The organism is Caulobacter sp. Root1472 (assembly GCF_001426985.1).
Taxonomy (GTDB): domain Bacteria; phylum Pseudomonadota; class Alphaproteobacteria; order Caulobacterales; family Caulobacteraceae; genus Caulobacter; species Caulobacter rhizosphaerae.
Genome location: NZ_LMFX01000052.1, coordinates 11,874 through 34,281 on the forward strand (window position 1 = coordinate 11,874; position 22,408 = coordinate 34,281).

General features: G+C 68.8%; 15 protein-coding genes and 2 pseudogenes. 9 read left to right on the forward strand and 8 right to left on the reverse strand.

All coding sequences use genetic code 11. From position 1 onward, the window contains the following. Positions 1-143: 143 nt before the first annotated feature. The 3 genes from ASD47_RS25300 to ASD47_RS25310 all read left to right on the forward strand — a co-directional run bounded on the left by ASD47_RS25300 (position 144) and on the right by ASD47_RS25310 (position 6,232). On the forward strand, positions 144-2,351 hold the full coding sequence (locus ASD47_RS25300) for a sialidase family protein (RefSeq protein ID WP_056762660.1): 2,208 nt from the start codon (positions 144-146) through the stop codon (positions 2,349-2,351). 9 nt (positions 2,352-2,360) lie between these two features. After that, on the forward strand, positions 2,361-3,986 hold the full coding sequence (locus ASD47_RS25305; RefSeq protein ID WP_056762662.1) for an alpha-L-fucosidase: 1,626 nt from the start codon (positions 2,361-2,363) through the stop codon (positions 3,984-3,986). A gap of 191 nt (positions 3,987-4,177) precedes the next feature. Further along, complete coding sequence (locus ASD47_RS25310) at positions 4,178-6,232, forward strand: family 43 glycosylhydrolase (protein ID WP_235526220.1); 2,055 nt, start codon at positions 4,178-4,180, stop codon at positions 6,230-6,232. A 9-nt stretch (positions 6,233-6,241) separates the two neighbouring features. On the opposite strand, the gene hutC is transcribed toward ASD47_RS25310, so the two are convergent. Together hutC and ASD47_RS25320 are read right to left on the reverse strand one after the other, a co-directional pair. Next, positions 6,242-6,958, reverse strand: coding sequence for a histidine utilization repressor (gene hutC / locus ASD47_RS25315; RefSeq protein WP_056762666.1), 717 nt, complete (start codon positions 6,956-6,958; stop codon positions 6,242-6,244). After that, a complete protein-coding gene (locus ASD47_RS25320; RefSeq protein WP_082564809.1) occupies positions 6,955-8,442 on the reverse strand; it encodes a formimidoylglutamate deiminase in 1,488 nt (495 codons plus the stop codon). Before ASD47_RS25320 ends, hutC begins: the two co-directional genes overlap by 4 nt. An 86-nt stretch (positions 8,443-8,528) precedes the next feature. On the opposite strand from ASD47_RS25320, the gene hutI reads away from it, so the two are divergent. After that, a complete protein-coding gene (gene hutI, locus ASD47_RS25325) occupies positions 8,529-9,755 on the forward strand; it encodes an imidazolonepropionase (RefSeq protein ID WP_056762668.1) in 1,227 nt (408 codons plus the stop codon). Continuing rightward, positions 9,752-11,287: a histidine ammonia-lyase gene (gene hutH, locus ASD47_RS25330; RefSeq protein ID WP_056762670.1), complete on the forward strand. Its 1,536-nt coding sequence runs from the start codon at positions 9,752-9,754 to the stop codon at positions 11,285-11,287. Before hutI ends, hutH begins: the two co-directional genes overlap by 4 nt. A 5-nt stretch (positions 11,288-11,292) precedes the next feature. Here the strand turns inward: hutH and ASD47_RS26955 are convergent. Continuing rightward, positions 11,293-11,388, reverse strand: a pseudogene (locus ASD47_RS26955) (hypothetical protein); the annotation flags it as partial. Between the two features lie 41 nt (positions 11,389-11,429). Between ASD47_RS26955 and hutG the strand changes: the two are divergent. From hutG to ASD47_RS25350, 4 genes are all read left to right on the forward strand, one after another. After that, on the forward strand, positions 11,430-12,251 hold the full coding sequence (hutG, locus tag ASD47_RS25335) for an N-formylglutamate deformylase (protein WP_056762674.1): 822 nt from the start codon (positions 11,430-11,432) through the stop codon (positions 12,249-12,251). 115 nt (positions 12,252-12,366) lie between these two features. Continuing rightward, positions 12,367-14,031 (forward strand): urocanate hydratase, encoded by a 1,665-nt coding sequence (gene hutU / locus ASD47_RS25340; RefSeq protein ID WP_056762676.1) that lies wholly within the window; start codon positions 12,367-12,369, stop codon positions 14,029-14,031. Positions 14,032-14,068: 37 nt separating this feature from the next. Next, positions 14,069-14,578 (forward strand): HutD family protein, encoded by a 510-nt coding sequence (locus ASD47_RS25345; protein WP_235526221.1) that lies wholly within the window; start codon positions 14,069-14,071, stop codon positions 14,576-14,578. 149 nt (positions 14,579-14,727) lie between these two features. Next, positions 14,728-15,408: a M23 family metallopeptidase gene (locus ASD47_RS25350; protein ID WP_056762678.1), complete on the forward strand. Its 681-nt coding sequence runs from the start codon at positions 14,728-14,730 to the stop codon at positions 15,406-15,408. On the opposite strand, the gene ASD47_RS25355 is transcribed toward ASD47_RS25350, so the two are convergent. The 5 genes and pseudogenes from ASD47_RS25355 to ASD47_RS25375 form a co-directional block, all read right to left on the reverse strand. Next, complete coding sequence (locus tag ASD47_RS25355) at positions 15,405-15,656, reverse strand: YlcI/YnfO family protein (RefSeq protein ID WP_056762680.1); 252 nt, start codon at positions 15,654-15,656, stop codon at positions 15,405-15,407. The two genes, ASD47_RS25350 and ASD47_RS25355, sit on opposite strands and share 4 nt — an antisense overlap. After that, the gene (locus ASD47_RS25360; RefSeq protein ID WP_056762682.1) at positions 15,653-16,075 is read right to left on the reverse strand and encodes a putative toxin-antitoxin system toxin component, PIN family; all 423 of its coding nucleotides are present in this window, start codon (positions 16,073-16,075) and stop codon (positions 15,653-15,655) included. The genes ASD47_RS25355 and ASD47_RS25360 overlap by 4 nt, the downstream gene beginning before the upstream one ends. A 96-nt stretch (positions 16,076-16,171) precedes the next feature. Then, positions 16,172-19,190: pseudogene (locus ASD47_RS25365) on the reverse strand (TIM-barrel domain-containing protein). Further along, entirely contained in the window at positions 19,091-20,680 is a 1,590-nt protein-coding gene (locus ASD47_RS25370) for a DUF5597 domain-containing protein (RefSeq protein ID WP_056762689.1), read from the reverse strand. The pseudogene ASD47_RS25365 and the gene ASD47_RS25370 overlap by 100 nt, the downstream one beginning before the upstream one ends. Before the next feature lie 179 nt (positions 20,681-20,859). Continuing rightward, positions 20,860-22,395 (reverse strand): tryptophan halogenase family protein, encoded by a 1,536-nt coding sequence (locus ASD47_RS25375; RefSeq protein WP_056762691.1) that lies wholly within the window; start codon positions 22,393-22,395, stop codon positions 20,860-20,862. Between the last annotated feature and the right edge of the window lie 13 nt (positions 22,396-22,408).

Here is a 22,408-nt window from a genome sequence, read left to right on the forward strand (position 1 = left end):
GACAAATAGAAACGCCCAACAGGCGATGATGGGGAGAGACGACATGGGGGGATTTACGGCGGGCTTGAGGGCCGGAAGCGCCTTGGCGCTCATCGCCGCGGACGCCTTCGCCTGACCCCCGCCCCTTGAGACGGAAGCCCCGCATGTTCTCGTTCAAACGTGGCTTCGCCTTGGCGGTCGCCGCCGGGGCGTTGGCGCTCGCCGCGCCCGCCCTTGCCGCTCCGCCGGCCGTGCAATCCTATGGCTGGAAGAGCGTCGAGGTGCTGGGCGGCGGCTTCGTCAGCGGCGTGGTCTATCACCCGACCGAGAAGGGGCTGGTCTATATCCGCACCGACATCGGCGGGGCCTATCGCCTGGACCGGGCGACCAACCGCTGGGTGGCGCTGAACGACGACCTCAAGCGCGCCGACGGCCAGCTGGCCGGCGCCCTGAGCCTGGCCGTCGATCCGCAGGATCCCAACCGGCTCTACATGGCGGCCGGCGAATACACGGGCCTGTACGCCCGTGGCGGCGCCCTGCTGCGCTCCACCGACCGCGGCGCGACCTGGGCCAAGACCGAGCTGCCGGTCAAGATCGGCGGCAACGAGGACGGCCGCAACACCGGCGAGCGGCTGATGGTCGACCCGGCCAATGGCGCGGTGCTGTTCCTGGGCGCCAAGGACGGCCTCTACCGCAGCGCCGACCATGGCGCGACGTGGGCGCGGATCGAGGCCTTTCCGAAGGTCCACGTCACCCTGGTGGCCTTCGATCCGGTGGAGAAGACCAAGGCCGGCGAGACAGCGATCGTCTATGCCGGTTTCGCCACGGCGAGGGGCGGCGGCCTGCTAGTCAGCACCGACGCCGGCGCGACCTGGGGCCTGGTCGACGGCCAGCCGAAGGGCCTGGTCCCCCATCACCTGGCGCTGGACGCCAAGGGCGTCCTGTACGTCGCCTACGGCAACGGCCTGGGCCCGAACGGCGTGACCGACGGGGCGGTCTGGACGTTCGATCCCGACAGCGGCGCCTGGACCGACGTCACGCCGGTCAGGCCGAGCGGGCCGGACGCGTTCGGCTATGGCGGCCTCAGCCTCGACCCGGCCCACCCGGGCGTGGTCGTGGTCTCCACCCTCGACCGCTGGGGCCGGGGCGACGACCTGTTCCGCAGCACGGACGGCGGCAAGACCTGGAGGGGTCTGCGCGAGAAATCCGAGCACGACACCGGCGGCGCCCCCTGGGTGCGCGGCCTGGAGGGCAAGGACGGCCGCGCCATGGGCCACTGGATCGGCGACGTCGACATCGACCCGACCAATCCCGACGAGGCGATCTATGTCACCGGCTACGGCCTGTGGCGGACCAAGAACCTGACCGAAGCCGATCGTTCGGGGCGCACCAACTGGCGGTTCGACGACGAGGGGTTGGAGGAGACGGCCGCCCTGGGACTGGTCTCACCGCCCAACGGGACCTCGGGCGGCGCCCCGCTGGTCAGCACGATCGGCGACATCGGCGGCTTCCGGCACGACGATCTCGATAGCGCTCGGGGCAGCCGTTATTTCGCCCCGCACGGCGGCACCAATCGCGGCCTGGACTACGCCGAGCTGGCGCCCGACGTTCTGGTCCGGACCAGCGACCCGACGTCCACAGGCGGCTTTCGCTCCGTCGACGGCGGCAGGACCTGGACCGCCTTCGCCAGTTCGCCGCCGCGCGGTTCCAACCTCGACACCGGCCGCATCGCCCTGTCGGCGGACGGCCAGCGCATGGTCTGGGCCCTCCGCGACGCGCCGCCCTACGTCTCCAGCGACGACGGCAAGACCTGGCGGCCGGTCCAGGGGGTGGAAAAAGGTGACCGGGCCGACTTCGCCCCCGCCTCGGACCGCGTAAACCCGGCGCGCTTCTACCTCTACGACGCCGCTCAGGGCGCGGTGCTGGCCAGCGCCGACGGCGGCGAGACCTTCAAGGTCACGGCCCGCAACCTACCGAACGGCCGGCCGCTGAAGGCCGTCCCGGGAATCGAGGGCGAGCTGTGGCTGCCCACCGCCCAGGGGCTGATGCGCTCGACCAACGGCGGCGACAGCTTCAAGGCGGTCGGCGGCGTCGACGAGGCCGGCCTGGTCGGCTTCGGCAAGGCCGCCCCCGGCCAGAGCCATCCGGCGGTGTTCGTCTGGGGCAAGGTCGGCGGCGTCGAGGGCGTGTTCCGCTCCGACGACGTCGGCAGGACCTGGATCAAGCTGCACGACGAGCGCTGGGGCTTTGCGGGGCTAAGCGCTCTGACCGGCGATCCCAACCGCTTCGGCCGCGTCTATCTTGCCGTCCACGGCCGGGGCATCCTCTATGGCGACCCGCCGACCAACGCCGCGGCGCCGGCCAAGAATTAGGGACCGTACATGAGCCTCAATCGCCGCGACCTGCTGAACCTCGGCGCGGGCCTGGCCGCCGCCTCGGCGGCGCCCGCCCTGGCCGCCCCCCGCAAGGGCGGCTTCCAGCCCAGCTGGGAATCGCTGGCCCAGGGCTACAAGGTCCCCGACTGGTTCCGTGACGCCAAGCTCGGCATCTGGTCGCACTGGGGCCCGCAGTGCGTGCCCGAATACGGCGACTGGTACGGTCGGCAGATGTATATCCAGGGCAACGGGGTCTACGAACACCACGTCAAGACCTACGGCCACCCGACGACGTTCGGCTTCATGGAGTTCATTCCGCGCTGGAAGGCCCAGAACTGGGATCCGGACGGGCTGATGAAGAAGTACCAGGCCGCCGGGGCCAAGTACTTCATGTCGATGGCCAACCACCACGACAACCTCGACATGTTCGCCAGCCGCCACCACGCCTGGAACACGCTGCGGGTGGGCCCCGGGCGCGACATCGTCGGGACCTGGGAGCAGGTCGCCCGCCGGCATGGCATGCGGTTCGGCGTCTCCAACCACTCGGCCCATGCCTGGCACTGGTGGCAGACCGCCTACGGCTACGACGCCGAGGGCCCGCTGAAGGGCCGGCGCTACGACGCCTTCCGGCTGACCAAGGCCGACGGCAAGGGCAAGTGGTGGCAGGGACTGGATCCGCAACAGCTCTATACCGGCCGCAACATGCTGATCCCCGACGGGATCGACAGCATCGCCGCCGCCAACGCCTGGCACGACAAGCACGACGGCGAGTGGCTGGAGACCCCGCCGCCGAACAATCCCGGGTTTGTTCAAAGCTGGCTGGCGCGCCAGAACGACCTGGTCGACCGCTACCGGCCCGACATGGTCTATTTCGACAACTACACCCTGCCGCTGGGCCAGGCCGGTCTGGCGGCGACGGCCCACTACTACAACCAGGCCCTGGCGGCGCGCGGCGCGACCGACGTGGTGGTCACCGGCAAGAAGCTCAGCCCCCTGCAGCGGCGCGGCATCGTCGAGGACGTCGAGCGCGGCTTCTCCGACCGCCTGCGGCCCGAGCCCTGGCAGACCGACACCTGCATCGGCAACTGGCATTACGACCGCGGCCTCTACGACCGCGATGGCTACAAGAGCGCCAGGGACGTGATCCAGCGGCTGATCGACGTGGTCAGCAAGAACGGCTGCCTGATGGTCTCCATCCCGCAGCGCGGCGACGGTACGATCGACGACAAGGAAGAAAAAGTGCTGGAGGGCATGGCCGGCTGGATCGCCGTCAACGGCCCGGCGATCTACGCCTCGCGGCCCTGGCGGATCTATGGCGAGGGCCCGACCAAGCTGGTCGAGGGCATGCAGAACGAGGGCGACGCCAAGCCGTTCGAGGCCGCCGACATCCGCTTCACCACCAAGGGCGGCGACCTGTTCGCCCTGCCCATGGCCTGGCCGACCGGCGAGCTGGTGATCCAGAGCCTGGCCGCCTCGGGCCCGACCAGCGCCGGCCAGGTGCGGCGGGTGGAGCTGCTGGGCGGCGGCGAGCTGGCGTTCAAGCGCGACGACAACGGCCTGCACGTGGCCCTGCCCGAGGCCCGGCCGGCCTTTACGCCGGTGGTCAGGATCTCGGGGCCGGGACTGGCCTAGGCGGCGCCATTCCGAAGGTTGCGGCTCAATTTTCGGACTCTTTGCGCCCAGCCCGTCCAAAACCAACGACGGCGCCCCGCAGCGACGCTAATTGTCTGACAAAAGTTCTTGTGGGCACGACCTCAGATGCGGTAGCAAGGCCAAAAAGGGGAAGCGTCATGCGGCATGGATCGAAATCGTCCGGACTTGTCGTGTCCAGTCTGGCGGCCTTAGCGGTGATCCTAGGCGCGGCGCCGGCGTCCGCGCTGTCTCCGGAGGCGAGCGCATCCAAAGGCCTGTCCACCGCGACCTGGACGCCGGACAACGGCGACGGCACCTTTACCAACCCCTTGTTCTATGATGAGTTTTCCGATCCAGACTTGATCCGCGTCGGCGACTGGTTCTACCTGACCGGCACCACCATGCACACCATGCCGGGCCTGCCGATCCTGCGTTCGAAGGACCTGGTCAACTGGGAGTTCGTCGCCTACGCCCTGGACAAGCTCGACCTCGGCCCGGCCTTCCGGCTGGAGGACGGCAAGAATATCTATGGTCAGGGTATTTGGGCGCCGTCCTTCCGCTACCATGACGGCAAGTTCTACATCTTCTCGAACGTCAACGGCCAGACGACCCAGATATTCACGGCTGCCGATCCGAAGGGGCCGTGGACGCGCACGTCGATGAAGCGCAGCTTTCACGACCTGTCCGTCCTGTTCGACGACGACGGCAAGGCCTATGTCGTCTGGGATCACCAGACGATGCACCTGGCCCAGCTGACGGACGACCTGACCGACATCGTTCCGGGCACCGAACGCGTCCTGTTCGCCAAAGACGCCGGCATGGGCGAGGGCGCGCATTTCTACAAGATCGACGGCAAGTACTACATCATCAGCGCCAACTATGCCGGCGGCTTCCGCATGCCGGCGGCGCGGGCGGACCATGTGCTGGGCCCCTACGAGGTCAATCAAGCGATCAGCCTGCACGAGGACTTCGGCATGGCGTCGAGCAAGCGCACGGGCTCGCCCAAGCCGCCGTTCACCTTCTGGGGGCCTACCCCCGTCGCCAAACATGACCTGGCGTTGCACCAGGGCGGCGTCGTCCAGACGCCCGCGGGCGAATGGTGGGGCTTTTCGATGATGGATTTCAATTCCGTCGGTCGCCTGCTGGGCCTGTCGCCCATCACCTGGAAGGACGGCTGGCCCTATTTCGGCCTGCCGGGCAACCTGACGCGCACGCCGCGGACCTGGGTCAAGCCGAAGACCGCCGCGCCGCAGCCGGTGCGCGTCCCCTTCCGGCGCAGCGATGACTTCTCGGCGCCGAAGCTCCAGCCCCTTTGGCAGTGGAACCATGTCCCGGTCGACGGCAAGTGGTCGTTGTCCGAACGGCCGGGTTTCCTGCGCCTTCACGCCCTGCCGGCGACCACCTTCTACGACGCGCGCAACACCCTGACGCAGCGGGCGATCGGGCCGATGTCGACGCCGACCGTCCTGCTCGACGCGTCGAACCTGAAGCCGGGCGACACGGCCGGCCTGGGGCTGCTCAACCTGCCCTATGCGACCCTGGGCGTCGAAAAGCGCGCCGAGGGGCTCGACGTCGTCCTCTATGACCAGCACCCCGACAAGACGGTGCGGGTGAAGATGACCGGGACGCGCGTCTGGCTTCGGGCCAACTGCGATTTCCTCACCGAACGGGCGCGCTTCAGCTACTCGTTCGACGGCGTCACCTTCACGCCGATCGGCGACGAGGTCGAACTGTTCTACCAGACCTTCACCTTCCAGGGCGTTCGGTACGGGCTGTTCAACTACAACACGACCGGCGCCGAGGGCGGCTTCGCCGATTTCGACAGCATCGACGTCCATCAGCCGCATACCCACGGCCTGATGCGGCCCATTCCCTATGGCCGATCTATCCGGCTGACCTCGTTCCACGCGACGACCGGACTTGCGGCCGGCGGTGGGGCCAGCCTGGCTTCGAGCGCCCCGACGCGGTTCGAGGTCGTCGACCGCCGGCTGGGCCGCGTCGCCCTGCGATCGGGCGGACGCTATGTCACGGTCGGCGCGGATGGCGGGGTGACGGTTGCGGCCGGCCCGTCCGGCAAGGCGCAAGACTTCCAGTGGATCGAAACGCCGACGGGCGAACTGGTGCTGATGTCCTTGGCCACCAACCGCTTCCTGCGCATCGATCCGCAGACCGGCGACATCCGGGCCGACAGCCCCGGCCCGATGCCGGACAACAGCGACGGCGCGCGCTTCATCTGGTCGGAATAGAAGGCCAGATCACCGCGCCGGACCGAACCGCGCCACCAGGTCGTAGGCCTCGCCGGGGAACAGCTGGCGCACCCAGGTGACCGGCTGGCCCGCCCGCCAGGTGCGCCGCTCGACGGCCAGCAGCGCCGCGCCCGCGTCCAAGGCCAGCAGGTCGGCCACGGCCGCATCGGCCCCGACGGCGCTGATGCGGTTCTCGGCCTCGGTCCAGGGGACGTGATGCAGCAGCCAGGCCCCCGGCGACTCCTCGGCGAAATCCAGTTCGGCCGCCTCGGGCACGGCGGCCAGGCTGATCAGGCGGTCCTCCAGGGCGAACGGCCGGTCGCCGGCGATATGCAGACCGCGCAGCGCCAGCATCTCGCCGCCGGCCGCCAGGGCGATCTCGTCGGCGTCGCCCGCCCTGGCTTTGCGGCGCCGTCGGTCCAGCAGGTCGAAGCGGTAGGCCTCGCCGCGCGCCAGGATCTGGGCCTGGATGTCGGGGATGTCGAGTACGGTGGAGTGCACGCGGGGCCGGGCCACGAACGAGCCGGCGCGACGACGGCGAACGATCAGCCCCTCGTCCGCCAGGGCCGACATCGCCTTGTTGACCGTCATCCGCGAGCAGCCGAACCGCGCCATCAGTTCGAGCTCGGATGGAACCTTGCGGCCGGGCGACCAGGCGCCCGAGCGGATCAGGTCCTCGATCTCGCCCCGTATGCGCTGGGACAGCGTCCCCTCGTTCCCGCTCAAGCCAGCACGCTCCCCAAGGCCGCCCGATAGCGGGCCAGGATGGCCTCGCGCGCGTCGTGGCGACCGCTGCTGACCACCTGGCGACCGCCGCGCCAGACGCCGTCGATCGCCCCGTGCCGTCCCGCGAACACGAGGCTGTCCAGCAAGGCGTCGCCGTCGCGGCCGATCATCGCCGGATGCACGCGGTCCAGGGTCACGAAGTCGGCCGGACGCCCGCGCCGCAAGCCGCCGACGACGCCGAGCGCCTGAGCCCCGCCGCTCACGGCCGCTTTGAACAACGCGCCGCCGGTCGAGCCGCCGGGCGCCTTGGCCAGCACGTTGCGGGCCCGCCGGGTCAGGCGCTGGCCGTATTCCAGGGTCCGCAGCTCCTCGGCCGCGTCGATCAGCACGTTGCTGTCCGAGCCGATCCCGAACGCCCCGCCGGCCGCCAGATAGTCATGGGCCGGGAAGACGCCGTCGCCGAGGTTGGCCTCGGTGATCGGGCATAGCCCGGCGACCGCGCCGCTCTTGGCCAGGCGCTCGGTCTCCATGGCGTTCAGGTGGGTGGCGTGGACCAGGCACCAACGCTTGTCGACCGGCGCGTTGTTCATCAGCCAGCGCACCGGCCGCGCGCCGGTGGCGGCCAGGCAGTCGTCGACCTCCTTCGTCTGCTCGGCGATGTGGATGTGGATCGGCCCCGCACCCGCCAGCGGAATGATCGCGGCCAGCTCCGCGCCCGTCACCGCGCGCAGGCTGTGCGGAGCGATGCCGACCACCGCGTCGGGCAGGCCGGCCACCGCCGCGCGGCTGGCCTCGATCAGTCGGCCGTAGCCGTCGACGTCGTGCACGAACCGCCGCTGGCCTTCGCCCGGCGCGACACCGCCGAAGCCGGCATGAGCGTAGAACACCGGCAGCAGGGTCAGGCCGATCCCGGTCTCGTCGGCCGCCGCCGCGATCCGCGCCGCCATCTCGGCGGGATCGCCATAGGGCGAGCCGTCCTTGTCGTGATGCAGGTAGTGAAACTCGCCAACCCGCGTCGAGCCGGTCTCCAGCATCTCCATATAGGCCAGGGCGGCGATGGCCTGGACCTCGTCGGGACCCAGGCGGTCGACGAAGCGGTACATCAGCTCGCGCCAGGTCCAGAAGCTGTCCCCAGTCGGTCCGCGTGTCTCGGTCAGGCCAGCCATGGCCCGCTGGAAAGCGTGGCTGTGCAGGTTGGGCAGGCCCGGGAGGCATGGCCCATGGGCAGTCTCGCCGGCTTGGCGGGCCACGTCGGTGTCGATGCGCGAGATCATGCCGTCGGTGATCGTGAACCGCACATCCTTGGCCCAGCCGTCGGTAAGCAAGGCCTGCTCGAACCACAGCGTCTGGGGACCGGCGGATTGCGCACGCTCGGGTTCACGCGCGGCCGCGACCTCCGCCTCCACCTCGTGCGGCGGCGTGTAGATCGGCGGGTCGGCCTCGGGCCCGGCTTCGGATTCTGGCGGAAACGCGTCGTCTGTCACTGGACAATCCTCGGATCACGCGAATATGTCTATACATATTGAAGCCGCCGGCAAGAGACCGGACCGGCGTCGGGAGATCCCAGGCCATGCGCTGCGATCGGGTGTGGAGCAAGGCCCGCCTGGCCACTTTCGCCACCGACCAGCCCGACTCAAGCGAGGGGGGCATGGGCGTGGTCGAGGACGGCGTCGTGGCGTCCCTGGACGGTCGCATCGCCTATGCCGGTCCCGCCGCCGAGGCCCCGGCCTTCGAGGCGGCCGAGACCATCGACTGCGAAGGCCGCTGGATCACGCCCGGCCTGATCGATCCCCACACCCACCTGGTGTTCGGCGGCGACCGCGCCCACGAGTTCGAGCTGCGGCTGGCCGGCGCTTCGTACGAGGAGATCGCCCGAGCCGGCGGCGGCATCGTCTCGACCATGAAGGCCACCCGCGCCGCCTCGGAAGGTCAGCTGGTCGCCAGCGCCCTGCCCCGCCTGGACGCCCTGATCGCCGAGGGCCTGACCACGATCGAGGTCAAGTCCGGCTACGGCCTGTCGCTGGACGATGAGCTCAAGAGCCTGCGGGCCGCCCGCGCCCTGGCCGACGCCCGCCCCGTGTCGGTGACCACCACCTTCCTCGGCGCCCACGCCCTGCCGCCCGAGTATGCTGACGCGCCCGACGACTATATCGACCATGTCTGCTTCCAGATGATCCCGGCCGTCGCCGCCGAGGGGCTGGCCGATGCGGTGGACGCCTTCTGCGAGGGCATCGGCTTCACGCCGGCCCAGACCCGCCGGGTGTTCGAGGCGGCGCGCGAGCATGGCCTGCCGGTCAAGCTGCACGCCGAGCAGTTGTCGAACCAGAACGGCGCGGCCCTGGCCGCCGCGTTCGGAGCGCTGTCGGCCGATCACCTGGAACATCTGGACGCGGCGGGGATCGCCGCCATGGCCGGCGCCGGCACGACGGCGGTGCTGCTGCCCGGGGCCTTCTACTTCGTCCGCGAAACCAAGCTTCCGCCGATCCAGGCCCTGCGTGACGCCGGCGTGCCACTGGCCCTGGCCACCGACTGCAACCCCGGCACCTCGCCCCTGACCAGCCTGCTGCTGACCATGAACATGGCCGCCACCCTGTTCCGGATGACCGTCGACGAATGCCTGGCCGGCGTCACGCGCGAGGCCGCGCGGGCGCTGGGCCGCCTCGACAGCGTCGGCACGCTGGAGGCAGGCAAGGCCTGCGACCTGGCCGTCTGGGACATCGAGCGTCCCGCCGAACTTGTCTACCGCATGGGCTTCAATCCGCTCCATGCGCGCGTCTGGAAGGGTGAAATCGCGTGACCGAAGTCGTTCTCAACCCCGGTGAGGTCAGCCTCGCCGACTGGAAGGCCGTCTATCGCGGCGCGCCGGCGCGTTTGCCAGGAAGCGCCGCCGCGCGGATCGCCGAGAGCGCCGCCGCCGTCGAGCGCATCCTGGCCAAGGGCGCGCCGGTCTACGGGATCAATACCGGCTTCGGGAAGCTGGCCAGCGTCCGCATCGGCGACGCCGACCTGGAGGCCCTGCAGCGCAACATCGTGCTGTCGCACGCCGCCGGCACGGGCGCGCCGTCACCGATCCCGGTGATCCGGCTGATGATGGCCCTGAAGCTGGCCAGCCTGGCCCAGGGCGCCTCGGGCGTGCGGCCGGCGACCACCGACCTGCTGGAGACCATGCTGGTCCAGGGCCTGACGCCCGTCGTACCGTGCCAGGGTTCCGTCGGCGCCTCGGGCGACCTGGCGCCGCTGGCCCACATGGCCGCGACCCTGATCGGGGTCGGCGAGATCTTCGTCGGCGACCAGCGCCTGGCCGCCGCCGAGGCGCTCGCGCAAGCCGGGCTCGAGCCCCTGACCCTGGGACCCAAGGAAGGCCTGGCCCTGCTGAACGGCACCCAGTTCTCGACCGCCAACGCCCTGGCCGCCCTGTTCGACGCCGAGCGTCTGTTCCAGTCGGCCCTGGTGACCGGGGCCCTCTCCACCGAGGCGGCCAAGGGTTCGGACACGCCGTTCGATCCGCGCATCCACACACTGCGCCGCCAGCCTGGCCAGATCGAGACCGCCGCCGCCCTGCGCGCCCTGATGGCCGGCTCGGCGATCCGCGACTCTCACCGCGAGGGCGACGCGCGCGTGCAGGACCCCTACTGCCTGCGCTGCCAGCCGCAGGTGATGGGGGCGGCCCTGGACGTGCTGCGCCAGGCGGCGGTCACCCTGTCCACCGAGGCCAACGGCGTCTCGGACAATCCGCTGATCTTCCCGGAGAGCGACGAGGCCCTGTCCGGCGGCAACTTCCACGCCGAACCCGTGGCCTTCGCCGCCGACATGATCGCCCTGGCGGTCTGCGAGATCGGCTCGATCGCCGAGCGCCGCATCGCCATGCTGGTCGACCCCGCCTGCTCAGGCCTGCCGGCCTTCCTGACGCCAAAGCCGGGCCTGAACTCCGGCTTCATGATCCCGCAGGTCACGGCCGCTGCCCTGGTCTCGGAGAACAAGCAGAAGGCCTATCCGGCCAGCGTCGACTCGATCCCGACCTCGGCCAACCAGGAGGACCACGTCTCGATGGCCGCCCACGGCGCCCGGCGGTTGTTGGCCATGGTCGAGGCGGCCGAGGCCGTGATCGGCATCGAACTGCTGGCGGCGGTGCAAGGCTGCGACTTCCACGCGCCGCTGGCCTCGAGCGCCCCGCTAGAGGCCGTGCGCGGCCTGCTGCGCGCCCAGGTGCCGCACTTGTCGGACGACCGCCACTTCCACCCGGACATGGAGGCCGCCAACGCCCTGGTGCGGTCGGGGGCGGTGATCGCCGCCGCTTCGGCCATCGTGTTGCCGGGGGTGGAGGCGTGAGCACTCAAGCGCGGTGCGTCCTTCGAGGCCCGCTGCGCGGGCGCCTCAGGATGAGGAGCTTTGACGCCACTGAATTCCTCTTCCTGAGGTGCGAGCCGCAGGCGAGCCTCGAAGGACGCAGGGCGGTTGCGGAGGCGGCGGCATGAACCAGGCCGACTGGCTCCACGTCACCCGCCGCGAGGCCCCGCTGGTCGTCAGCATCCCTCACGCCGGGACGATCATCCCGGCCGACATCGAGGCGCGGCTGGTCTCACGCTGGCTGGCGCGCAAGGACGCCGACTGGTGGCTCGAACAACTCTACGCCTTCGCCGACGGCCTGGGCGCCACGGTGGTCCGCACCGGCGTCTCGCGCACGGTGATCGACGTCAACCGCGACCCGTCAGGCGTGTCGCTGTATCCCGGCCAGGCCACCACCGGCCTGTGCCCGGTCGACACCTTCGACGGCGAACCGCTGTATCGCCCTAGCCAGGACCCGGACGCCGCCGAGATCGCCGCGCGCCGCGACAGCTTCTTCGATCCGTACCACGCCAGCCTCCAGGCCGAGCTCGACCGGCTGGTCGCGCGCCACGGCAAGGTGGTGCTCTATGACGCCCACTCGATCCGCTCGCGCGCCCCGCGCCTGTTCGACGGTGAGCTGCCGCAGTTCAACATCGGCACCAATAGCGGCGCGGCCTGCGATCCGGGCCTGACCCGCGCGGTCGAAGCCGCCTGCGACGCCACCGGCCTGTCGCGCGTCACGAATGGCCGGTTCAAGGGCGGCTGGATCACCCGTCATTACGGCCAGCCCGAGCGGGGCGTCCACGCCGTGCAGATGGAGCTGGCCTGCCACGGCTACATCGACGAGCCGGCGGAACTGACGCCGGACACCTGGCCCACGCCGTTCCAGGTCGCCCGCGCCGCGCCGCTGCGCACCGCCCTCGCCGACGTGCTGAAGGCGTGCCTGGCGTTCGCGAACAGCGCCTGACCACAACGAAACCTCGTCCTTCGACAAGCTCGGGGTGAGGTTCCGAATGATGCCTTCAATAGCCCCCATCCTGAGCGTGTCGAAGGACGGGGGCGGCCCCAACCGAGACCTCACCATGACCCGCCTCGACAACACCCGCGTCATCCGCCCCGCCACCGGGACCGAGCTCACCGCCAAATCCTGGCTGACCGAGGCGCCGCTGCGGATGCTGATGAACAACCTGCATCCCGACGTCGCCGAGCGGCCCGAGGAGCTGGTGGTCTATGGCGGCATCGGCCGCGCCGCGCGTGATTGGGAGAGCTACGACAAGATCGTCGAGACCCTGCGCCGGCTGGAGGACGACGAGACCCTGCTGGTCCAGTCGGGCAAGCCGGTGGGGGTGTTCAGGACCCATGCCGACGCGCCCCGCGTGCTGATCGCCAACTCCAACCTGGTGCCCCGCTGGGCCACCTGGGAGCACTTCAACGAACTGGATCGCAAGGGCCTGGCCATGTACGGCCAGATGACCGCCGGCTCGTGGATCTATATCGGCGCCCAGGGCATCGTTCAGGGCACCTACGAGACCTTCGTCGAGATGGGTCGCCAGCACCATGGCGGCGACCTGGCCGGCAAGTGGCTGCTGACGGCGGGCCTGGGCGGCATGGGCGGAGCCCAGCCCCTGGCGGCGGTGATGGCCGGGGCTTCATGCCTGGCCATCGAATGCCAGCCCTCGCGGATCGAGATGCGCCTGCGCACCGGCTATCTGGACAAGGCGACCGAAAGCCTCGACGAGGCCCTGGCCTGGATCGAGGAGTCCTGTCGAAACAAGACTCCGACGTCAGTGGGCCTGGTGGGCAACGCCGCCGAGCTGCTGCCCTTGATGTTCGCGCGCGGGATCCGCCCGGACCTGCTGACCGACCAGACCAGCGCCCACGACCCGATCAACGGCTACCTGCCGGCCGGCTGGACCCTGGACCAGTGGACGGCGGCCAAGGAGCGCGAGCCTTCGAGCGTCAACCGCGCCGCCCGGGCCTCGATGGCCGTGCACGTCAGGGCGATGCTCGACTTCCAGGCGGCCGGCGTGCCCACCGTCGACTACGGCAACAACATCCGCCAGATGGCTCTGGAGGAAGGCGTGACCAACGCCTTCGACTTCCCCGGCTTCGTGCCGGCCTATATCCGCCCGCTGTTCTGCCGGGGGATCGGGCCGTTCCGCTGGGCGGCGCTGTCGGGCGATCCGGAGGACATCGCCAAGACCGACGCCAAGGTCAAGGAACTGATCCCCGACAATCCGCACCTGCACCACTGGCTGGACATGGCCGCCGAGAAGATCAAGTTCCAGGGTCTTCCGGCCCGGATCTGCTGGGTCGGGCTGGGCGACCGCCACCGGCTGGGCCTGGCGTTCAACGCCATGGTCGCCAGCGGCGAGCTGAAGGCCCCGGTGGTGATCGGCCGCGACCACCTGGACTCCGGCTCGGTGGCCTCGCCCAACCGCGAGACCGAAGGGATGGTGGATGGGTCGGACGCGGTGTCGGACTGGCCGCTACTGAACGCCCTGCTCAACACCGCCTCCGGCGCCACCTGGGTGTCGCTGCACCACGGCGGCGGGGTGGGCATGGGTTTCTCGCAGCACGCCGGCATGGTCATCGTCTGCGACGGCACCGACGCCGCGGCCAGGCGGATCGCGCGGGTGCTGTGGAACGACCCGGCCAGCGGCGTCATGCGCCATGCCGACGCTGGCTACGAGATCGCCCGGGACTGCGCCCGGGAGCATGGGCTGGACCTGCCCGGAATCCTCTAGTGCGCATCCTCCGCGCCGCCGACCGGATCGCCACGCCGTGGAGGAACGGCGGCGGCGTCACCCGCGAGGTCGCCGCCTGGCCGCCGGCGCCGGCCTGAACGCCTTCGACTGGCGAGTCAGCCTGGCCGACGTTGCGGCCGACGGGCCGTTCTCAGCCTTTCCGGGCGTCGACCGGGTGTTGACGGTGATCGCGGGCGACGGCCTGGTGCTGGAGATCGACGGCCGGCCAGCGCCACTGGCGCCAGGCGCGCCCTTGGCCTTTCCAGGCGAGGCCGTTGTCGAGGCGCGCCTGACGACCGGCCCTATCCGCGACCTCAACGTCATGGTCCGCCGCGGCGTCTGGACCGCGCGGGTCGAGCCCTGGCGGGGAAATCCCGTCCCGATCGCCGACGGACCGACATTGGTCGTGCTGCTGGAGGACGTCGAAGACTTCGCCCAACTGGACGTGGTGCTTATCGACGCAGGCGAGACTGCGGCGCTTGATCTTCCCGCCCAAACCAGAGCATTGAGCGTCGCTCTGCGGGCTACGCATCCGACTACTTGCTGACAACGTTCAGTAGAGCTTCAAGCATAGCCATGGACGCGCGCGACCGCACGCCGCACTTGGCTTGCCATGTCTTCGCCTTATCTGGCGATTAACCAACCTCAACGCCTACCCCGCCAAAACGATCCCACCAACAACTTCAGGACGATTTAATGCAAGCACCGGCTGCGAAGAAGCTCGCCCCGCACAAACTCGCCCCCTGGGCGCGCGGCGCGTTGGGCCTGGCCCTGGTCTTCGCTCCGATGGTGGTGGCGGCGATGGAGAACCCGCACAAGACCGCGCGGGGACCGTCGCCCATGGTCCAGCGCCTGCTGGCCGACATGGCCGCCAAGCCGCAGAAGCCGGTTCGCAAGGAGCTGGTCTGGAGCGGGTCGGACATCGACGGCGACGGCGCGCCCGACTTCGCCAATCCGACCGGCGGCGTTCCGCGCGGCCACGACGAGTTCGGCGACGGCCAGTTCGGGGCCCGCCGCGACGGCGGCTCGCGCAGCCACGAAGGCGTCGACTACGTGGCCACGGCCGGCCAGGACGTGAAGGCCCCGATGTCCGGCTATGTGACCAAGATCGGCTACGCCTATGGCGGCGACAACAGCCTGACCTTCGTCGAGATCACCAATCCGGCGCTGGGTTACGTCGCCCGCGCCTTCTACGTGAAGCCCAGCGTCGAGGTGGGCCAGACGGTGCGCCTGGGCGAGACGATCGGCGCCGACCAGAGCCTGCAGGGCCACTATCCCGGCATCACCGACCACGTGCACCTAGAGGTGATGCAGCCCGGCGGTGAACGCGTCAACGCGGCCGAGCTGATCACGCGCAAGCTGGTGGTTCAGGCTTAAGGCAAGCGGTCGTCGTCATCCGGCTCGGCGCCGCCGGGCCGCGACATGATCTGGTCGAAGGCGGCGAAATCAGCCTTCGATCGCCGCTCGGCGAAGAAAGCCGCGGTGTTCATGACCGCCAACTTCTCCGCCACGGCCGTCGCCACGAACTGGTTGACACTCGTGCCTTCAGCCTTGGCCCGGCGTTCGACCTCGGCCCGCACCGACGTCGGAAGACGAAGGGGATAGGTGCTTTGGCGCGCCTTCATGGCGTGAGTCTCCTCAAGGCTTCGAGCGGCTTCCAGACCTCGACTCCGAACCGCTGGGGCGCGGCGCCGAAGTCTCGGACATTGAATGTGACGATGGCGTCGGCCTGACCATTGACCGCCGCCTCCAGCACGAATTCATCGGCGGGATCACGCAACTGCGGCCGCCAGAAGAAATGGCTCTCCACCGGTTCGGCCATCGCGATCACGGCGGCCAGGAAGACATCCACCTGGTCCTCCGTCAGCCCCGCGGCCCACCGATGCTCGTCGAGGCCGCAGATCGCCTCGTACTCAAGCGCCAGGGCGACATTGGCCAACAGCCGCAGTTCACCGCGACGCGCCACGCGCAACAGCGCCGCCGACGCTCCGCTCGGACTGCGCATGGCGGCGACCACGACATTGGTGTCGAGCACACATCTCACATCACAGATGATATCATACCTGTGCGCATGTGCACATGGGGGCGAAAGCCCCGGCCCTCTTGGGACCGGGGCTTCGAGACGCTTGGATCGAACGCCCTACTTCTTCCGCGTCACCACCACCGGTTGGCCGCTGTAAGCCACGGTTTCGTCCACGGCGTCGAAATCGACCGGCTTGGCGCCGGAACCGATGAAGCGGACCTTAATCGTCCGGTTCTCGACCATGCCCTTGAAGCTGCCCGAGCGCGCGCCGATCGTCAGGCGGCCGGTGGCGTTATCGAAGCTCATCGGGATCCGGCTCCAGGCGCCACGGGCGTAGCCGTTGCTGAGGCCGTCGTCCTCGTAGAGCTCGAACTTGCCGTCGGCCCCGGTGTAGACCACCACCGTCAGCGGGGCGTCGGGCTGCTCGCCGACATATTGCTGGACCACCGTGGTCGGCACGATCGAGCCGGCCTTCACAAACAGCGGCATGCGCGACAGCGGGGCGTCGGCCTTAATGGTCTGGCCACCCTTGAACGCCTTGCCGGTCTCGAAGTCGTACCAGCTGGCCCCCGCCGGCAGGTAGACCGACCGCGAGCGCGCCTTGAACTGCGTCACCGGGGCGACCAGGAACGCCTTGCCGAACAGGTACTCGTCGTTGACGGCGCGCGCGGTGGTGTCGGATGGGAAGTCCATCACCAGCCCGCGCATCATGATCCCGTCGCGCTGATAGGTGTCGGCGGCCAGGGTGTAGACATAGGGCATCAGCCGGTAGCGGAGCTCGTCGTACCAGGCCAGCGCCTTGTAGATGTCGGTGCCCTCGTCGGCGAGGTTGTAGATCTCGCGGTACGGGAACTCGCCGTGGCTGCGGAACAGCGGGCTAAAGGCGCCGAACTGGAACCAGCGCAGGTTCAGCTCCTGCCATTCGGCCCAGTGCGCCGGGTCCTTGTTGGTGTAGCGATCCTCGACCGAGAAGCCGCCGATGTCGGTGGTCCAGTTGGGAACGCCCGACATCGACAGGTTCACCCCGGCCGAGATCTGGTCCTTCAGGTCGTCCCAGCGCGCGACCACGTCGCCGCTCCACAGGGCCACGCCGTTGCGCTGGATGCCGCCGAAGCCCGAGCGCGACAGGATGAAGCTGCGCTTGTCGGGGTCCAGCGCGCGCTCGCCCTCGAACACGCCCTGGGTGTGGATCAGCGGATAGGAGTTGTAGAACTCCGCGCCCGGACCGATCGCCGTGGGCCCCATGCGCAGGGTGCGCTCCGGGATGTCGAGGTTGGAGTGCATGTCCGGCTCGTCGCTGTCCATCCACCAGGCGTCGATGCCGAAGCCTTTGAGGCTCTCCTTGACCTGGCGCCAGTAGATGTCGCGCGCCTCCTTGGCGTAGGGGTCATAGAACGAGTTCAGATAGCCCGGCCCCACCCAGTCCAGCGCGCCCTGCTCGATGTTGCGCTTGTACATGAAGCCCTTGGCGTCCAGCTCCTTGAAGTGCTCCGTCGTCGGATAGAACTTCGGCCAGATCGAGATCATGATGTGGCCGTTCATCCCGTGGATGTCGTCGACCATCTTCTTGGGGTCGGCGAAGCGGGTCTCGTCGAACTTGTGGCTGCCCCAGGCGTCGTCCTTCCAGTAGCGCCAGTCCATGACCACGTTGTCGATCGGCAGCTTGCGGTCGCGGTATTCCTTGAGCACCCCGACGATCTGGTCCTGGGTCTCGTAGCGCTGGCGGCTCTGCCAGAAGCCGTAGGCCCAGCGCGGCAGGGCCACGGCCTTGCCGGTCAGGTCGCGATAGCCGCTCACCACCTGGTCCAGGTCGCCGCCCGCCACGAAGTAGTAGTCCACCGCATGGGCGACGTCCGAGGTCATGGTCAGCGACTGCTGGTCGGCCGCCGGGATCGGGTTGTTGTGCAGCAGGCCGATATAGCCCTCGTTCGGATCCCACTCGACGCGGATCTTGTGGCGGGTCCCGGCCTTCATCGGGGCGGTGAAGTTGTGGAACCATGGGTTCCAGTTCTGCCGCCAGCGGTCGATCGTCAGCTTGCCGTCGACATAGACCTTGGCGTAGCTGGACGAGTAGAGCTTGAACTTCTGGACGCCGCTGACCGAGGGCTCGACCGAGCCTTCCCAGACCACGGTGGCGCCCTTGACCGGCTTCTTGTCGGGCCCGGTCAGTTCGGCCGGCCAGTTGGGCAGGTCTTTCAGGAAGCGGTAGTCGATGTCCTTTTCCGTCCGGGTCAGCTTCAGCGCGCCGTTGACATAGTACTTGGCCGTGAAGCCGCCGGCCTTGCCGGCTGCGTCGAAGATCTTCAGGTCGCGCGAGGCCACGTCATAGGGCGTCGGGTCGCCGAAGCGGGTGATGCCGTTGTTCTCCCATAGCAGGCCATAGTTGCGGGTCGACAGCACGAACGGCACGGCGATGTCGCGGTTGTACTGAGCCAGTTCGACGTCCTGGCCGTTGTAGTTCATCTGGCCGTTCTGGTGCTGGCCCAGGCCGTAGAAGGCCTCGTCCGTGCCCGGATTGAACTGCTGACTGACGCTGTAGAAGGTCTTGCCGTCGATGGTTTCGGTCTTGAACGGACGCCGACCGTTCTCGGCCAGGACCAGCTTGCCGGCCGCGTCGCGGAAGCTGACCTGGCCGTCGGCCAGCGAGACCTCGGCCGAGGCCTTGCCGGCCTTGACCACCACCTTGCCGCCCGCCTCCGTCACGGTGAACGCGCCGCCCGGCTTGGCCGTCACCATCAGGCTCGGCGGCGTGTCGAGGCTTTCGGTCGGCGTCGCCGTGACGTGGATGATGCGCTCGCCCATCACCTGCAGCCGCACCTTCTTGGCGGGCCCCGAGGCGGGGGTCACGACCACCCCGTCGGCGGTCTTCTCGAAGGCGCCGTCCAGCGCGAACGCGCTGGTCGAGGCCAGGAGGGTGAGCGTTAGGCCGGCGAACAGGGCCTTGGGCAGCATGCGCATCGTTCTTCCCCTAGAATCTTTGATTTTTATCGCCGCCGATCCGGGTGGATCCCGGGATCGGCGTTTGAGTGACGGACGTCAGTAGGTGGCCAGCTTGACCTTCAGCACCTGCGGCAGGGTGGTGAGGTTCAGGCCGTAGTCGCTCTGGTCGCCGTTCCACACGCGGTCGAACACCCACTGGCCGTTCTCGAAGTGACCTTCCTCGACCCGGGCCAGCATGAACCGCTCGTCCTTGGCCGAGCCGAAGGTGACGCGGGCGCGATAGCCGGTGACCAGGAACTCGTTGGCCGACAGCCGGGCGATCAGGGCGCCGCCGTCCGGGATCTCGCGGTTCGGCTGCTTCTCGGCCTTGGACATCCAGGGAGCCTCGATCGAGCCGAACTGCCATTCGCCGTACGAGACCGTGGCGGTCCAGCGGTCCCCCAGCTTCAGGGTCTCGGCCTTGCGGTCGTCGGCCTCGCCCACGCCCCAGACGTCGCTGGTGAACGACAGCCTGGCCCATTCGCGGGCCATGGGCGCCAGCAGACGATAGTGGACGCCGAAGTTCTCCAGCGTCTCGGCGTCTACCTGCTTGGCGCCGAGCGGGTAATTGGAATAGCCGGTGTAGTCGAGGCCGAACGGCGAGAAGCCGATCCCGTGGCGGCCCAGCACGTCGTAGACATAGCGGGCATAGGCCTTGTCGCTGCCGATCTCGGGCACGAACAGGGCGTTGTCGGCCCGACCGTACTGCTCCAGCGTCTTCCGGACGCTAGCGCTCTCGCGCATGTAGATGTCGGGGGCCAAGGCGTCGATCGACGGCGCGGCGGCCTTCCAGACCTCCAGCACGTTCCAGGTCGGCCCGCCTGACGAATAGGTGAACGGGTCCTGGTACTTGAAGGGGTCGCGCAGGGCGGCATTGACGTACATCGGCAGCGGCAGCTCGCGCTTGCCGGCCGCGGCGACCTCGTCAACGAACCGGCCGATCGACCAGGCGTGGAAGAACTCGTCGGCGTCCTTGCCGAACACCGCCTGCCAGGTTCCCGGCGTCTTGCCCATGGCCTTGACCAGCTGGGCGGGCACGGGGCCTTCGAACAGCTTCTGGGCGGTGGGGGAATAGTCGCGGATCGCGCTGTAGGTGCCGGTCTCGTTCTCGGGCTGGATCATGATCACCGTATGATCCGGATCGGCCGCCTTCAGGTGGCGCATCAGGGCGACGAAGGCCTTCTTGTCGGCCTCCAGCGTGGCGGGGAAGTGCGGCGAGAGCGAGTTCTTGACCTCGCCCTTGGCGTTGACAACCCGCGGGAAGCGCTTGTTGTCCAACTTGACCCACTCGGGCGCGTATTGCGGGCCGTTGTTCTTCCAGGTCCCGAACCACAGCAGCACCAGCTTCACGTCGTTGTCGCGGGCCTGCTTGAGCAGCACATCGACATAGGAAAAGTCGAACTTGCCCTCGACCGGTTCGATCTGCTCCCAGGCGACCGGGATCTCCAGGGTGTTGGCGTGCATCGCCTTCACCGCCGGCCACACCTTGGGCAACTGCGAGGGATAGTTGGCGGCGTTGTTGGCCTGGACGCCCAGCATCAGGAACGGCGCGCCGTCGACCATCAGGGCGTGGCGGCCGTCCTTCTCGACCAGCCTGGGCAGGTCGGCGGCGCCGGCGGGCGGGCCGGCCAGGACCAGGAACGCCATCGCACCGGCCGCTCCAAGCCGCAGCCGATCAAGATTCCAGATCCGTCTGGCCAAATGTCACCTCCCGCGTCGTCAGCGTTCCAGAGGTCGGGACCTCGTCGCAGACCTGTTGTTAGCGCTATCATTCGTATAAGTAGGACAATTCCCTAGCAAGGCTTTCCTGACGCCGGGAGTCATTTCTACCGTGGCGAAAGGTCCGGCGCCGCGCAATGAGCGCCGATGAAATCCCGGTGCGACGGCATGGCCTCCGCGGCCTGGCGCATCGCGATTCTCATCGCCCTGAGGTTCTTTTCCACCACGCCCGCGTCCATCAGGTCGACGAGGGGATCGTACGCCCGCGGCATCACGTTCTGGCCGATCAGCACGGCCAGCCAACTGGGCTCCTGGAACAGGTCCTGCCCCATGGACGCCAGCCGTCCGGTCTCCCGGAACAGTTCCATCTTGTGCGCCAGGCCGTCGGGGATCGGCATTTCGCGCACCTGCCGCCAGAGCGGCGAGTCGGTGCGCTCGTTGGCATGGTAGTGCAGCACCAGGAAGTCCCGGATCTTCTCGTATTCCTGGTCGGTCAGGCGGTTGTACTCGTCCAGCAGCACGGGGCTGAAGCTCCGGTCCGGGAACAGCTGGATCAGCTTGGTGATCCCCGTCTGGATCAGGTGGATGCTGGTCGATTCCAGCGGCTCCATGAACCCGCTGGCCAGGCCCAGGGCGACGCAGTTCTTGTTCCAGTACCGGCGCCGGCGCCCGGCGGTGAACCTCAGGAAGCGGGGATCGACGCAGGGCTCGCCGTCCAGCCCGCGCAGCAGGGTCGCGGCGGCCTCGTCGTCGCTGATGAACGGACTGGAATAGACATAGCCGTTGCCGACGCGGTGCTGCAGCGGGATGCGCCACTGCCAGCCGGCAGGATGGGCGGTGGCGCGGGTGAAGGGCGTCAGGTCCTCGACGCTCTCGCTCTGGACCGCCACCGCCCGGTCGCACGGCAGCCAGTTGGACCAGTCGTCATAGCCGCTCTTCAGGGCCTGTTCGATCAGCAGCCCCCGGAAGCCCGAGCAGTCGATGAACAGGTCGCCGTCCACCACCCGGCCGTCGGCCAGGGTGACCGACTGAATGAAGCCGTCGCCGCCACGCAGGGCGACGTCGACGATCTTGCCCTCCACGCGCTGGACGCCCCGCGCCTCGGCGTATCCGCGCAGGAACCTGGCGTAGAGCCCGGCGTCGAAATGGAACGCGTAGGAATAGGTCGACATGATCGACGCCGAGTTCGCCGTCGGCCGATCGAAGCGGCGCAGTCCCGCAGCCAGGGTCGGCAGCGAATAGTCGCCAAAATCGCTGGGATCGCCCAGGCTTCTCAGCTTCAGCCAGTAGTGATGAAAGGCGCTGCTGGCGAGATCGGCGCCATAGCGGCCGAACGGGTGGAGGTAGCGATGGTTCAGCCGGGTCCAGTCGACGAACTCGATGCCCAGCTTGAAGGTCGCCTGGGTGGCGCGGACGAACTCGTCCTCGTTCACCCCGAGGAACTGGTTGAACAGGATCAGGGGCGGAATGGTCGCCTCCCCTACCCCGACCGTGCCGATCTCTTCGGACTCGATCAGCTGGATCTCGACCTTGAGGGGTTGCGGCTGATGCTCGCGCAGCACGCGCGAGAGGCCCGCCGCCGCCATCCAGCCGGCCGTGCCGCCGCCCACGATGACGATCTTGCGGATGCGATTGTCGGTCACGCGGACTTGTCCT